At 60.5% G+C, this 14,561-nt stretch carries 13 protein-coding genes and 1 pseudogene; 9 read left to right on the top strand and 5 right to left on the bottom strand.

Annotated elements, in window-relative coordinates; genetic code table 11:
• Positions 1 to 65: 65 nt before the first annotated feature.
• Positions 66 to 185, top strand: a pseudogene (locus ASC93_RS32330) (integrase); the annotation flags it as partial.
• Positions 186 to 213: 28 nt separating this feature from the next.
• Here the strand turns inward: ASC93_RS32330 and ASC93_RS21370 are convergent.
• The 4 genes from ASC93_RS21370 to xseA all read right to left on the bottom strand — a co-directional run bounded on the left by ASC93_RS21370 (position 214) and on the right by xseA (position 5,604).
• Entirely contained in the window at positions 214 to 1,362 is a 1,149-nt protein-coding gene (locus ASC93_RS21370; protein WP_056447236.1) for a hypothetical protein, read from the bottom strand.
• A gap of 78 nt (positions 1,363 to 1,440) precedes the next feature.
• Positions 1,441 to 3,039: a hypothetical protein gene (locus tag ASC93_RS31035; RefSeq protein WP_157202060.1), complete on the bottom strand. Its 1,599-nt coding sequence runs from the start codon at positions 3,037 to 3,039 to the stop codon at positions 1,441 to 1,443.
• Positions 3,040 to 3,465: 426 nt separating this feature from the next.
• Positions 3,466 to 4,044, bottom strand: a complete 579-nt coding sequence (locus ASC93_RS21375; RefSeq protein ID WP_056447239.1) for a superoxide dismutase — start codon at positions 4,042 to 4,044, stop codon at positions 3,466 to 3,468.
• A 198-nt stretch (positions 4,045 to 4,242) separates the two neighbouring features.
• On the bottom strand, positions 4,243 to 5,604 hold the full coding sequence (gene xseA / locus ASC93_RS21380; protein ID WP_056447242.1) for an exodeoxyribonuclease VII large subunit: 1,362 nt from the start codon (positions 5,602 to 5,604) through the stop codon (positions 4,243 to 4,245).
• Positions 5,605 to 6,835: 1,231 nt separating this feature from the next.
• On the opposite strand from xseA, the gene ASC93_RS21385 reads away from it, so the two are divergent.
• The 7 genes from ASC93_RS21385 (at position 6,836) to ASC93_RS21410 (ending at position 13,477) form a co-directional block, all read left to right on the top strand.
• The gene (locus ASC93_RS21385; RefSeq protein WP_056447244.1) at positions 6,836 to 7,441 is read left to right on the top strand and encodes a MotA/TolQ/ExbB proton channel family protein; all 606 of its coding nucleotides are present in this window, start codon (positions 6,836 to 6,838) and stop codon (positions 7,439 to 7,441) included.
• The gene (locus ASC93_RS21390) at positions 7,441 to 7,893 is read left to right on the top strand and encodes a biopolymer transporter ExbD (protein ID WP_056447617.1); all 453 of its coding nucleotides are present in this window, start codon (positions 7,441 to 7,443) and stop codon (positions 7,891 to 7,893) included. Before ASC93_RS21385 ends, ASC93_RS21390 begins: the two co-directional genes overlap by 1 nt.
• Before the next feature lie 420 nt (positions 7,894 to 8,313).
• Positions 8,314 to 9,342: a tetraacyldisaccharide 4'-kinase gene (gene lpxK / locus ASC93_RS21395; protein WP_056447248.1), complete on the top strand. Its 1,029-nt coding sequence runs from the start codon at positions 8,314 to 8,316 to the stop codon at positions 9,340 to 9,342.
• Positions 9,323 to 9,496, top strand: coding sequence for a Trm112 family protein (locus ASC93_RS30125; RefSeq protein WP_082548234.1), 174 nt, complete (start codon positions 9,323 to 9,325; stop codon positions 9,494 to 9,496). The genes lpxK and ASC93_RS30125 overlap by 20 nt, the downstream gene beginning before the upstream one ends.
• 4 nt (positions 9,497 to 9,500) lie before the next feature.
• On the top strand, positions 9,501 to 10,253 hold the full coding sequence (kdsB, locus tag ASC93_RS21400; protein WP_056447251.1) for a 3-deoxy-manno-octulosonate cytidylyltransferase: 753 nt from the start codon (positions 9,501 to 9,503) through the stop codon (positions 10,251 to 10,253).
• Between the two features lie 202 nt (positions 10,254 to 10,455).
• Positions 10,456 to 11,112 carry an adenylate kinase gene (gene adk / locus ASC93_RS21405; protein ID WP_056447254.1) on the top strand — a complete coding sequence of 219 codons (657 nt, stop codon included), beginning with the start codon at positions 10,456 to 10,458 and terminating at the stop codon, positions 11,110 to 11,112.
• Positions 11,113 to 11,296: 184 nt separating this feature from the next.
• Positions 11,297 to 13,477, top strand: coding sequence for a sodium-translocating pyrophosphatase (locus ASC93_RS21410; RefSeq protein ID WP_082548235.1), 2,181 nt, complete (start codon positions 11,297 to 11,299; stop codon positions 13,475 to 13,477).
• Here ASC93_RS21410 and ASC93_RS21415 read toward each other — a convergent pair.
• Positions 13,455 to 13,979, bottom strand: a complete 525-nt coding sequence (locus tag ASC93_RS21415) for a thioredoxin domain-containing protein (protein ID WP_056447257.1) — start codon at positions 13,977 to 13,979, stop codon at positions 13,455 to 13,457. The two genes, ASC93_RS21410 and ASC93_RS21415, sit on opposite strands and share 23 nt — an antisense overlap.
• Positions 13,980 to 14,213: 234 nt before the next feature.
• Between ASC93_RS21415 and ASC93_RS31510 the strand changes: the two genes are divergently transcribed.
• Positions 14,214 to 14,411 (top strand): hypothetical protein, encoded by a 198-nt coding sequence (locus ASC93_RS31510; RefSeq protein WP_162251942.1) that lies wholly within the window; start codon positions 14,214 to 14,216, stop codon positions 14,409 to 14,411.
• Positions 14,412 to 14,561 lie beyond the last annotated feature (150 nt).

A 14,561-nucleotide genomic window follows, 5' to 3' on the forward strand; every position in this document is an offset into this window, starting at 1 on the left:
GTTTCTCCTAGTGGCGGCAGTGTCCTGCCAAATGACCGTTTACACAATATTATTTACACCCTCAACTGAAGGACATCTGGGTGTTACGCGCCTATCTCCAGATGAATGAACGAGTCCGTGAACTCGCGCTCTTCAACCCGGGTATCAATAGCAAGCTTCGCGGTTGCGACTTTGCCGCCTTAAAGTCCACGCCGATGTCATGGCGGGGCTATGTCAGTCGTTTGCACGGATGGTTGCCGTAGGCGGTGGCGCGTCAACAAACAGATTTATATTGGTCGTTCTGAACGCCCTCCGGTCGAAAATGGTACTTGAAAAGGCATCCTTGATGGCCGTTATTTGGTCTTCGCTAAAGTTCTCGTCAATGTACTTAGGGCCAAAGGCCGTGTTCTCCGAGTAGTTGAGCACCATATTGGAAAGCCCAATACGGATGACGTGATCCTCTAGCTTAAGCAGATTACCTATCGCATCCTTGAAGCCAAAATTTCCAATGGAGAACGTGAAGATGACATGCGTCTTGCCGTTCTCCGGGAAAATGTTGAGCAACACGTTCTTCATCTCAGGACAGTTTTTGGCATAAGACTGCGCCAACCGTTGTTCGTCCTGCTCAGAGATGATGCGCAGTCCATTGTGGTCGAAATATGGGATAAAGGAAGTACTACAAGCGATCGGATATGTCCCCTCAAACGAGTGATAGATGTGCTCGAAATCCAAAGGATGACCTTGGTCGATCGCACCTATCAGGTTCTCGCATATCAGGCGTAGTTCCGCAATGTTATGTTCGCATTGCTTGTGCCTCATCCTGAGTCGGTGATTCGCTTCGCCTTCTAACATCACATTCAGCATGAATTCGGGAACATGCAGTTCTCCTCGCAATATGGCCGGAAGCGTTGTCTGAAGATGAGGGGGAAAGTCATCTTTGCCCAACTTGTCACCAAGCTTGGTCTCACAAAGCTGTTTTGATTCTAGATTGGCATGAAGCTCTTTTGCCGCAGCGCGATAGGCGTATATGTCCAGTTGTTTGGCAGTTGCGGTAAATGCCACATCCTCGATGGGTTGAAATATGGCCTTGTCATGCCCGCCGCAGAATCCGCTGAAGGTGCTGAACTTCTTGATACCTTCGCGCTTAAACTCTGGGGCCATCGCTGCCATGTCCTCCGATGGACTAAGGCCAAGGTAATAAATTTCTCCGGCGCTGCCCTCAGCAATGGAGGCGAGAATTTTGCCCCGCTGAATGGAGTGTGCGTGCACAATCTTTCCAGAGCACCCTGCCTGTTCCTGCCTTCCGCGTAAGCACCCCTTGACGCTGGCGTCTTTCCTGGCTTGGCCCAGAATTTTATTGAATTCGATCTGATCCTGATTCAATTATGGCCCTCCAAATCTATGTTGTGGATTACTCCAAAAGTGGTATCCTTTTTACATTCTTAATGTTCAGATTTACATCTATCCAACGTTGGAGCGTAGTCTGTCTGCAAGCGCCTCGAGTTCTAATTGCGCTTTCGACACAAGATGAGCAGGCTCAGCCAGCGATATATTGGCCGAAGCAAGGTGTTGTCGAAATTCAAATTTCGCGGTTTGAGGAACCGTGTCATCCGAAATTGCATGATCAAGAGCTTCAGTAAGTGTGATTTTTTTAGTACGAATGGCTTCTGCAAGAAATTCAAATTCCTGAATTGTCATGATGTACATATTTTCTAATGGAATACGCAGGTTCGCGGGATTCTCGCCGAGCAAAACTCTAATCTTCTCTTCGCCTATACACGCAGCCAGTGTCCGTCCGCTTCCCACATACAACTCACTATAAGTTACAGTAATAAGGTAGTTTTTTCTCCTTTGTCGCATCACAATTTTGGGGTCCTCAGACTGCGGCAGTGTAGTCAGTACGGCATGGGCTTGTTTGATTGCCTTAAGCGCCGACGTCTCGAGTGAGCGTGCCAACTCAGTCGAAAGATGTGTCGATTTGCCTTGATACGACATCTCTGCAGCTTTGGCATCAACAAAAATATTCGAGTCGTCATCCGCGATGAGGAAGTCAATGGCGGTACTCTCTTCTCCAAGTTTTTGCTTGATTTCCGTTTCAGGAATGTACGGCAGCCCCGTCTCTGTTATTGCTTTTTCGACGTACTTTTCGAATAACGGACCAAAGTGAGCCATGAACAACTTGGCGTTTTTTGCGCGTAGTCGGTTGTAGATGTAGTGCTCAAGGCATGCGAACAAGACCTGATGATCGACACAGACATAATTAAGCCCGCTCTTTAGTAAAGGAAAATTCACGAATGGAGTTTGTTCCCAATACTCAGATGCCGAACGCGCCCTCCGTCCCTTGGCTATATTGTCGCGATCGCGATCCAAAATAGCTTCTTTTGCTTGCTCCAGTGATTTGGAGAGCGTGTTGAGGAATGCGGTTATTTCGTGCTTCGAATAAGCCCCGTTTAATAACGTGCTAAACCATTGCTCAGTTACCACCTTTTCGTTACCATCATGGAATCGTGCGAGAAGCGCTTGGGAAAGCTCTAAGAACCGATGAATTTCGATTCCGGTAACGTCTGCAAAAGTTGTGCGAATATAGCCGCCCGCTGGAGTGTCCCCGAAGTAGAGTAGTTGACGAGCGATCGCGGAAAACGAAACTTTGCGTTGATATAGAGAAATCTGCTGGTACGCCATCGCTCGCAGAAACAAACGCACATCGTCGTATTCGGACGGCATGCGCGTTGTACGTTGGCTTCCCAAGTCTCGCATCAAGTTAAGCAAATCGATTAGCTGTCGATCCGTTGGAGCGCGCTTTTTGGGAGTAAACGCTTGTTCGTCAACGAGTGCCCACTTAATTAAAAGCAAAACCAACCACGGATGGCGCTTGAGATAATCAAGTCGGTCTTTATATGGCGCATGCAGGTACTTTAAACAAGCACCGACAACGCTTCTAGTGTCAAACTTGCGAAGTTTGTTGCGTATCGTTTTAAAATGGCTGAAGAACGCGTCCTCGGAATAGGCTTCTGAAGCAACCGCGTTGTTCATCTCTACGTTGGCGTCTTTGGTCTCCAATTGGTGTCTCACTCTTTTCTACGTCCTGACATCAGGCTAGGGACAGTCTAGCAGATGAAAGAAAGGTCCAAAAATTTAAATTTCTTGTGGTTTTCGAATAAGCGGTTGCGTACTGCTGCTTCGTTTGAGAGTGGGGGCGTTACCACGGATCCGGTAGCGACAGTAGTCTGTCGATCTGAATCGTTCCCGGCGTGCTGATCGATTGCCAAGGTATATATTAGGAGGCATAAGCTTCACGGTCGGCGCGAAGCAGTCCAAGCGTGAGTATGGAGTACTATCCAAACAGACATGGCCCGCGCAAGGCGGGCCATGAGTAAAAAGCGTGTTCCGAACTTTATTAGATCAAAGCCGCCGACGCTTACATGCTTGTTTCGATCTTTATTAAGTTGTTCCGAACTTAATTATGACGAAACAATCAGGAGCCGCTTACGCGAAGTTCTTGTTCACGAAGTCCCAGTTGACGGTGTTCCACCATGCCTCGACAAACTTCGGACGGGCATTGCGGTAGTCGATGTAGTAGGCGTGTTCCCACACGTCGCAGGTCAGCAGGGCCTTGTTGTCGGTCGTCAGCGGGGTGCCGGCGTTCGAGGTGTTGGCGATGTCGACGGTGCCGTCCGGCTTCTTCACCAGCCAGGTCCAGCCCGAACCGAAGTTGCCGACGGCCGATTTCTGGAACTCTTCCTTGAACTTGTCGAACGAACCCCACTTGGCGTTGATCGCATCGGCGACCGGGCCGGTCGGCGCGCCGCCGCCGTTCGGGCTCATGCAGTTCCAGAAGAAGGTGTGGTTCCACACCTGGGCCGAGTTATTGAAAACGCCGCCCTGCGACTTCTTGATGATGTCTTCCAGCGACAGGTTTTCGAACTCGGTGCCCTTGATCAGGTTGTTCAGGTTCGTGACGTAGGCCTGATGGTGCTTGCCGTAGTGGTATTCCAGCGTCTCGGCCGAGATGTGCGGCTGCAGGGCATCCTTGGCGTACGGCAGTGGGGGCAGGGTATGTTCCATGTCTTGTTCCTTGGTGAGTTGACGGGAGACTTTCTCGAAGTCTCTGCGGTACAGCAATTCGGGCGCTTATTCTAAACCGGATGCGTGATCGTTGCAGATATGGCTTTGCGAAACCACTATATTGTCGGAAACGTCGAAAAACCTGCTGCGCGTTGCACTGGCGCTTTGCGATGCTCGCGACGGCTTTTCGAGGTTCCCTTACTCCAATAAGTGCTGGATGCCGGCCACGCTGACCTCGGCGCTGCCTTCGGCCAGGCGGATGTGCAGCACGTCGCGCGGCTTGATCTGCCCCGGCGCATGCAAGACCTTGCCTTTCGCATTGCTGACGATCGCATAGCCGCGTTCCAGCGTGCGCTGCGGGTTCAGCAGTTCGAGCTGCGCAGCGAGCCCGTTGAGCGCCTCGCGCCGTGCGCGCAACTGGTTGCCGACGCTCGCCGTCAGGTGGCGCCGGTCGGATTCCAGCCGCGTGCGCAGGCCGCTCCAGTCCGGACGATGGCGGGCCCAGCGCTGCTGCATCTGCGCCAGCAGCACGCCGTGACGGTTCACGGGCGCGCGCACGGCATGCGTCAGACTGCTGGCCATGGCAAGAAGTTTCAGGCGCTGATGGGCGATCTGGCTCGACGGGCTCAGCAGGCGGCGCGACAGGTTGTCGAGGCCCTGGCCGGCGTCGGACAGGACGCGGTCCATCGCGCGGCGCAGGTCGCCGGCGTCCGCCTGCAGCGACGCGAGCCAGTCGGCGCGCGCCGTCGCGGCCAGCTCGGCGGCGGCCGTCGGCGTGGCGGCGCGCAGGTCGGCGGCGAAGTCGGCGATGGTGAAGTCGGTCTCGTGGCCCACGCCAGAGATCACGGGCATGCTGCACGCCGCGATCGCGCGCGCGACGGCTTCCTCGTTGAAGCTCCACAAGTCTTCGATCGAGCCGCCGCCGCGGCACACGATCAGGATGTCCACGTCGCGCCGGTGCGACGCAGTCGCGATGGCTTCCGCGATCTTTTGCGCGGCCAATTGACCTTGCACGGGCGCCGGATACAGCACGATGCGCACGTGCGGCACGCGCCGCCTGAGCGCCGTCAGCACGTCGCGCAGGGCCGCCGCTTGCGGGCTGGTGACGATGCCCACCGTGCGCGCGAACAGCGGCAGCGGCCGCTTGCGGGCCTCGTCGAACAGGCCTTCCGCGCCCAGTTTTTCCTTCAGGCGCATGAACGCTTCGTACAGCGCGCCCACGCCGGCCCGGCGGATCGCTTCCACATTGATCTGGTAATCGCCGCGCGCGCCGTACAGCGTGACGAGCGCGCGGACCTCGACCTTGTCGCCTTCGCGCGGCGTGAAGCCGGCGTACTGGGCGCGGCCGCGGAACATCACGGCCCGCACCTGGGCCGCATCGTCCTTGAGCGTGAAATACCAGTGGCCGCTCGCGGCGCGCGTGAAATTCGAGATCTCGCCACCGATCCAGACGAGGGGAAAGGTGCGTTCCAGCAGGCGCGCGACCTGCTGGTTGAGGGCCGTGACGGTGAGTACGGGCGGGGCGGCATAGGCCGGATCGGCGTCTTCGCTGGGGAACATAGGATGAACTGGGTTGAACTGTCCACAAAAACAAGTTGCGCGCAGTGTAGGGCACATCTGCGGTAAAACGACAGATAGTTTTTGTAAACGCCTGATTTTTATAGTAAAAGCTTGGTGCTTGATTTCGATGCAGCAATCAAATTGCCTTATGGATCAATGGCTTGAGTGCATCCTCGAGTAGTTGGCCACAATCTTATCCACAGAATGTGTGTGAAAGTGGACGAGCTGGGTGTGCCTCCAAATTCAGCGTGCATATGTTTTCCTAAAGCAATCAAACACTTAGGCCACTGTCCGGGCCGTTGCTCACATTGTTTTCCACAGTTTATGTGAACAGATGGGCGTACGGTTCGTGTACGTGCGCCATACCGCTTGCCCGGGTCAGCTAAAACGTCCTGCCCAAAAATTCCGCACGACAAAAAACCCGTTTAAATTCAAGTGCTTTGTGCCCGATCAAGACGCTTGCTCACAATCTTTTCCACAAAATTTGTGAAGAATGCGGACGCCGCTCAAGGCACGGCCTGGTTTCCGAGGACGCGACTATAACCCAGGATGCCGCGCAGTCGGAATACGCACCCGTTCCGGGCGTGCGCCTGTGTACAAGTAGCGTTTGCCTAAAAATTGGGCTTGAGGATGAATCGTGATTAAAATCAAAGGCTTGAGAAGCAATCGATAGGTTTGCGCACATCGTTTTCCACAGTTTGTGTGAAAAATTCAGGGCCCCGGCCGCGGCGCCGTCGATAAGCCGATTGCCCAAAAAACAGGCGAGCATCGCTTTCCCTTGCAAATCAATCGCTTAGGGTCCGGTTTGTGCGCTTGCGCACAATTTTGTCCACAAAAAATGTGCAGAAGGGTAGGGCCGCGGCGACGCCGTAGTCGTACTCAACCGTGCCTATTTTTTGGACTCGGAAATTTCTATGATTAAAATCAACGACTTATGCTCGAGAAGGCTGATTCCTCACAAATTTATCCACAGAAATTGTGGGCAACTACATGAGCCAACCCATCCGATCGAAACGGAGAAATTTCCTTAGAGGAACTCATCCTGGCCGTGCCGCGTTTTTACGCACGGAAAAATATCCTTTAAGAATCAAGGCACTTGGCAGAACAAGCGTGCCTTGCGCACACTTTTATCCACAGAAAGTGTGCAGAACTCTACTTGCCGCAAACCGGGCAACACGTTACATTGCGCAACTACCTTGTCTATTGATTTTTACTCATCCAGGAGTCCCATTTGCTCGCCATTCTCCAAGCTGCCGGCTGGCCCATCTGGCTGTTGCTGATCGCCTCGATCATTGCCCTGGCCCTGATCATCGAGCGCCTGATCTACCTGCGCCGCGAAAAGATCCTGCCGCGCCAGCTGCTCGATGAAGTGATCCAGGTCTATCGCAACGGCAAGGTCACTCCGGACATCATCGACAAGCTGCAGACGAATTCCCCGCTCGGCGCCGTGCTGGCCGCCGCGCTGCGCAATGTCGACGCGCCGCGCGACGTGATGAAGGAATCGATCGAGGAAGCGGGCAGGGGCGTCGCCCACGTGCTCGAGCGTTTCCTGACGACGCTGGGTACGATCGCGTCGCTGGCGCCGCTGATGGGCCTGTTCGGCACGGTCGTCGGCATGATCGAGATCTTCGGCGCCCAGAACGCCAGCGGCACGAATCCCGCCCAGCTGGCGCACGGCATCTCGGTGGCGCTGTACAACACGGGCTTCGGCCTGGCCATCGCCATGCCGGCCCTCGTGTTCTACCGTCACTTCCGCGCGCTGGTCGACAGCTTCATCATCGACATGGAACTGCAGGCCGTGAAATTCGTCGACGTCGTGCACGGTGCCCGCAAATGATCGACTTCCGCCGCGGCCGCAAACGCGAGGATCCGGAAATCAACCTGATCCCGTTCATCGACGTGCTGCTGGTCGTGCTGATCTTCCTCATGGTCACGACGACCTACAGCAAGTTCACGGAACTGCAGATCACGCTGCCCACGGCCGATGCCGAGAAGGCCGTCGAGAAGCCGTTCGAGATCAACGTGACGGTCGATGCCAAGGGTAATTACACGGTGAATAACGTGCCGGTCGCGTTCCACGGCGTCGCCAGCCTGGCGGACGACCTCAGGCGCGCGGCCGGCATCGGTCCGGACGGCCAGCCGCTGGCGACGCCCGTGAAGGACCCCGTGATCATCGTCAACGCCGACCAGTTCGCGATGCACCAGATGGTGATCAACGTGCTGGAAGCGGCGCGCATGGCCGGTTACGACAAGCTGACGTTCGCGGCGCAGACGGGCGGGCAGAAGTAGCGCTATTCGTCGTTCCCGGCACTGCCGGAAACGACTTCCCGCGCAGGCGGGACCCTAAGTTCTGCGAGCGCTGACGATGCGCATGCAAATTGGGTCCCCGCCTTCGCGGGGACGACGGGCTTGCGCTAACGCGTCTTTTTTGTTTCACCAGCAGTAAGACCGTCGCCCCTGCGAAGGCAGGGGGCCAAGCCGGTTTTGAGCTGACGCGTTTTTTTTGTTTTGCCAGCAGTAAGACCGTCGCCCCTGCGAAGGCAGGGGCCCAAGCTCGTCGCGTCTCGTAGTGTGCAAATTTGGCGGGATAGCACCAGCGGCGCTATCCCGCCTTCGCCGGAACGACCTTCGGCGGGCGCTAAGTACATTCGTTCCGTACCGGCAGACGGTCAGACACAGCCTAAGGCGTTTTCCGAACTAAAGCTTTACATGGCATCCTCCCTCGAATCCACCTTGACCCGCGCCTGGCTCCGCCGCGGGCCGCTGGCCATCAGCCTGTTGCCGCTTGCGCTGCTGCTGCGCGTGCTGGTCGCGCTGCGCGTCGCGTTGTACCGCGCCGGCATCCTGAAATCGGAACGGCTGCCGGTGCCCGTGGTGGTCGTCGGCAATATCTTCATTGGCGGCACCGGCAAGACCCCGCTGACGATCTGGCTGGCGCAGCAGTTGCGCGCGGCCGGGATGCGTCCGGGCGTGATCTCGCGCGGCCATGGCGGCGCGGAAGAGGCCCCGCGCGAAGTGCTGCCGACGTCGCGCGCGCAGGATGTCGGTGACGAACCGCTGCTGATCGCGGGCCGGGCGGGTTGCCCCGTCGTCGTCGGCCGCAAGCGCGTCGAGGCCGGGCGCCACCTGCTGGCGTTGCATCCCGACGTCGACGTGCTGATCACCGACGACGGCCTGCAGCACTATGCCCTCGCGCGCGACGTGGAGATCGTCCTGTTCGACGGCCGCGGCACCGGCAACGGCTGGACCCTGCCGGCCGGCCCGCTGCGCGAGGCGCCATCGCGGCGGCGCGATTTCACCGTCGTCAACGCGCCGGACATCACGCCGGCGCTGGCCGCGGCGCTGAACGGGCCGCCGTGGCAGATGCGCCTGGCGGGCGACCACGCCGAGCGCCTGATGGACGCGAACGAGCGCGTGCCGCTGGGTCACCTGCGCGGCAAGCGCGTGCTGGCGGCGGCCGGGATCGGCAATCCGGGGCGCTTCTTCGCGATGCTGCGCGCCGCCGGGCTGGAGGTCGCCGAGCTGCCGCTGCCCGACCACCACGACTTCCTCGACGAGCCGTTCCGCGCCGTCGAGGCCGACATCATCCTGGTGACGGAGAAGGATGCAGTAAAATGTCGGCAACTTGAAACAATCAACAACGACCCGCGCCTGTGGGTCGTGCCGGTCGGCGCGCAGATCGATGCCGCGCTGGCTGCCCAAATCGTGGAGAAATGTCGTGGACGCCCGACTGCTTGATATCCTGGTCTGCCCGCTGTGCAAGGGACCGCTCGAATATGACAAGAAAGCGCAGGAACTGATCTGCCGCCCGGACCGCCTCGCGTATCCGATCCGCGACGGCATCCCGATCATGTGGGCCGAAGAGGCGCGCAAGGTCGAGCCGACCCTGTGATCCGATGAGTTTCGTCGTCATCATCCCGGCACGCCTGGCCTCGACCCGGCTGCCGAACAAGCCGCTCGCGGACCTGGGCGGCAAGCCGATGGTCGTGCGCGTGGCCGAACGGGCGCAGCAATCGGGCGCGTCCCGCATCATCGTCGCCACCGACCATCCCGACATCGCGGCCGCCTGCGCCGCGCACGGCATCGAGGCCTGCATGACGCGCGCCGATCACCCGTCCGGCACGGACCGCATCGCCGAAGTGGCGCGCACGCTGGGCCTGGCGCCGGATGCCGTCGTCGTCAACCTGCAGGGCGACGAGCCCCTGATCGACCCCGCGCTGCTGGCCGCCTGCGCCGCGCGGATTTCTGCGGACGTGCCGATGGCCACCTGCGCCCATCCGCTGTCGGACGCGCCCGACGCCTTCAATCCGAACGTCGTGAAGGTCGTGCTGGACAAGGCCGGGCGTGCGCTGTACTTCTCGCGCGCGACGATCCCGTGGCATCGCGACGGCTTCGCCGCCACCCGCGAGGAGCTGCCGGCCGGTTACGTCCCGCTGCGCCACATCGGCTTGTACGCCTACAGCAATGCGTTCCTGCAGCGCTATCCGCAACTGGAGGCGTCGCCGCTGGAATCGATCGAGGCGCTGGAACAGCTGCGCGTGCTGTGGCATGGCGTGCCCATCGCCGTCCACGTGACGGACGACGCGCCGCACGCCGGCGTCGACACGCCCGCCGACCTGGAACGGGTGCGGCTTTTCTATACATCTTGATCCTGTTGGAAACTACTCTTCAGGCTGCTTGCGCCAGGTCAAACGGCTGAGAGATCGCCGGCCGTCAGTGGCGTCGAATGCTGCTTTTGTGGTAAGTTTCGTACCAGCTAGTCAGACATGCATCAATGCGGTTATCTGTGCGCAATCTGTGCGCAGCGATAACTGCACTAAAAAAATTATTAGATACCTTTAGGAATCCTTCATGCGTCTCATTCTGTTAGGAGCCCCCGGCGCCGGTAAAGGCACCCAGGCAAACTTCATCAAAGAAAAGTACAACATCCCCCAGATTTCCACCGGCGACATGCTGCGTGCGGCCATCAAGGCAGGCACCGAGCTGGGCCTCGCTGCGAAGAAGGTGATGGATGCGGGCCAGCTGGTGTCGGACGACATCATCATCGGCCTGGTGAAGGAGCGCCTGAAGGAATCGGATTGCGCCAACGGCTACCTGTTCGACGGCTTCCCGCGCACCATCGCGCAGGCCGACGCCATGAAGGACAGCGGTGTCAAGATCGACTACGTGCTGGAAATCGACGTGCCCGACGAGCTGATCGTCGAACGCATGAGCGGCCGCCGCAGCCACCCGGCCTCGGGCCGCGTGTACCACATCAAGTTCAACCCGCCGAAAGTCGACGGCCGCGACGACGTCACGGGCGAACCGCTGGTCCAGCGCGACGACGATACGGAAGAAACGGTCAAGAAACGCCTGGCCGTGTACCATAACCAGACCGAAGTTCTCCTCGGCTACTACAACAAGTGGGCGGAATCGGGTCTGCCGGGCGCGCCGAAATATCGCAAGATCTCGGGTGTCGGCCCGGTCGAACAGGTACGGGACGCCGCATTCGCGGCACTCGCAGGCTGAGCATTCCAGGGCGGCGCAAGCCGCTCTTTTTGGCTCCGGATGACTAGTGCCATCCGTCCAGGTTTTTAGATCAAAGTTTTGTCGCACGTTTCGGGCGGCAAATGCAGCAAGGCAGGCCGCTCCAGCGGACATCGCATGACGGCCTTCGACTGTGGTTGTTTGATCGAAGAACGAGGGGGACGACATGGCATCCGCGCAGCTCATCTTCGCCGTCGCGTGCGGCGTCATCGCGGTATTCTACGGCTTGTGGTCGCGCCGATGGGTCCTGCAGCAGGATCCCGGCAACGGCCGCATGCAGGAAATCTCGCTGGCCATCCAGCAGGGGGCCTCGGCCTACCTGGCGCGCCAGTACCGCACCATCGCCATCGTCGGCATCGTGCTGCTGGTCGCCATCTTCTTCCTGCTCGGTCCCGCCACCGCGGGCGGCTTCCTGGCCGGCGCGCTGCTGTCCGGGGCCTGCGGCTTCATCGGCATGAACGTCTCCGTACGCGCCAACGTGCGCACGGCGCAGGCGGCCGCGACGGGGCTCGACGCGGCCCTGAACGTCGCCTTCCGCGGCGGCGCCATCACGGGCATGCTGGTGGTCGGGCTCGGCCTCCTTGGCGTGGCGCTGTTCTACTGGATCCTCATCCTGCGCGCCGACGCCGCGCTGGCGCCCCATGACGTGATCCAGCCGCTCGTCGGGCTGGCGTTCGGCGCGTCGCTGATCTCGATCTTCGCGCGCCTGGGCGGCGGCATCTTCACCAAAGGCGCGGACGTCGGCGCCGACCTCGTCGGCAAGGTCGAGGCCGGCATTCCCGAGGACGATCCGCGCAATCCAGCCGTCATCGCCGACAACGTGGGCGACAACGTCGGCGATTGCGCCGGCATGGCGGCCGACCTGTTCGAGACCTACGTCGTCACGCTCGTCGCCACGATGCTGCTGGGGGCGCTGATGATCCCCGGCATGGGCGGCGCCGGCATGAGCTATCCGCTGCTGCTGGGCGGGGTGTCGATCATCGCGTCCATCATCGGCTGCTCGCTCGTGAAGAACCATCCGGGGCACAAGATCATGTACGCCCTGTACACGGGCCTGTGGTGGTCGGCGGCGCTGTCGCTGGTCGGGTTCGCCGTCGTCACGTGGCTCGTGTGGCCGGACGGCGCCATGCGCTGGCGCATGCTGGGCTGCGCCACGGTCGGCATCGCGCTCACCGGCCTGATGGTCTACATCACCGAGTACTACACGGGCACGGAGTTCGCGCCCGTGCGCCACATCGCCGAAGCGTCGACGACGGGCCACGGCACCAACATCATCGCGGGGCTGGGCGTGTCGATGAAGTCGACGACGTACCCCGTGCTGGTCGTGTGCGCGGCGATCCTCGTCGCCTACCAGCTGGGCGGCCTGTACGGCATTGCCATCGCGGCCACCGCGATGCTGTCGATGGCCGGCATCATCGTCGCGCTCGACGCCTACGGTCCGATCACGGACAACGCCGGCGGCATCGCCGAGATGAGCGGCATGCCAGAACAGGTGCGCGCCGTCACCGACCCGCTGGACGCCGTCGGCAACACGACCAAGGCCGTCACGAAGGGCTACGCCATCGGCTCGGCGGGGCTGGCCGCGCTCGTGCTGTTCGCCGACTACACGCATGCGCTGGAAGCGCAGGGCACGCACCTCGCGTTCGATCTGTCGAACCCGATGGTGATCGTGGGCCTGTTCATCGGCGGTCTCGTTCCCTATCTGTTCGGGGCGCTGGCGATGGAAGCGGTGGGGCGGGCGGCGGGCGCCGTCGTGATCGAGGTGCGGCGCCAGTTCCGCGACATCGTCGGCATCATGGCGGGCACCGGCAAGCCGGAATACGACAAGGCCGTCGACATGCTCACCGCGTCCGCCATCCGCGAGATGGTGCTGCCGTCGCTGCTGCCCGTGATCGTCCCGATCCTCGTCGGCATGCTGCTGGGACCGGCGGCGCTGGGCGGCATGCTGATGGGCACGATCGTGACCGGACTCTTCGTCGCGATCTCGATGACGACCGGCGGCGGTGCCTGGGACAACGCCAAGAAATACATCGAAGACAACCACTACGGCGGCAAGGGCTCCGATGCGCACAAGGCCGCCGTCACGGGCGACACGGTGGGCGATCCGTACAAGGACACGGCGGGGCCGGCCGTGAATCCGCTCATCAAGATCATCAACATCGTGGCGCTGCTGCTGGTGCCGCTGCTGCCGGCGGGCGGCTGGCTGGCCGTGTCGGCGCCGCAGTCGCTGTATCCGGCGCCGGCCGCGACGGCGCATGCGGCCACGGTGCCGGCTCGGCAGCAAGGCCTGCGCGTCGGACTGGCGGCTCCCGCGCGCGCGGCGGTCAGCGTCCCAGCGCCCCGTTGAGCGCGCGCTCCAGCGACGCGCGGTCCGAATCGCCGTGGTAGCGCACGCCGTTGATGTAGAGGGTCGGGGTCCCGGTGGCGCCGTCGTGGCGGGCGCGTTCGGCATCGGCCTGCACGCGGGCGCGATGGCGGCGTTCCAGGATCTCGGCGCGGAAGCGTTCGATGTCGAGGTCCACGCCTTCCGCCAGCACGGCGAGATCCTGCTCGTCGCGGATGTGGCGCTGTCGTTCGTACAGCAGGTCGTGCATGTCCCAGAACCGGCCCTGGCTGCCCCCGGCCTCGGCCGCTTCCGCCGCCAGTTCGGCCAGCGGGTGCAGGTGCGCCAGCGGCAGGTGCCGGTAGACCAGCCGGATGCCGCCGAACCGCTCGCCCAGGTCGCGCAGTGCGATGTGGGCGCGTGCGCTGTACGGGCACTGGAAGTCGGCATACTCGATCACCGTCAGCGCGGCATCCGCCGGTCCGCGCACGTGCTCGGCGTTGCCGATCTCGTCAACTCGTTGCATCGCTGTCTCCTCGGTACGGCGGCGCGCCAACACGGCAGGCCGCATCATGGGCGCCATGATGGCATGACGCACGCGGTCGTGTAGTAAATTTTCACCCGGCAAGAAGATAGGTGTAAAAACAAAACAGATGGCGACGTGATCGCCTCCGTTGCGGTACAGTAGCGCCATCAGCGGTTTGTTTCAGAAATGATTAGAAACGGAACGCGCCAGCTTACTAACCAAATGGAGAAAACCATGACGAGCAATCTCGGAAGAAAGGGCGTAGCCGACGCCCCCGGCCTTGATCCCACCAACGCTCCGCGCCAGGACAGCATGCAGCAGACCGACGGCACGAGCCGTGCCGAGCTGCAGCGTGCGCTGCTGGTCTACGGCATGGCCGGCGCGCTCGGCGCCGATCACGTACGGGGCGCCATCGAGGACGTGCGCGCCTGACTGAAGCGCTGACGCCGGGCACGCCAACGGGACCTGCGGGTCCCGTTTTCTTTGGCTGTGTTCGCGTTAGGTATGTGAACTGATTCCGGTTGCAGATGTCATACGCATCGTCGAGTTAACTCATGAGGAGTGACGATGCGCGGCCTACCC

Source organism: Massilia sp. Root335 (assembly GCF_001425685.1).
Taxonomy (GTDB): Bacteria; Pseudomonadota; Gammaproteobacteria; order Burkholderiales; family Burkholderiaceae_D; genus Telluria; species Telluria luteola.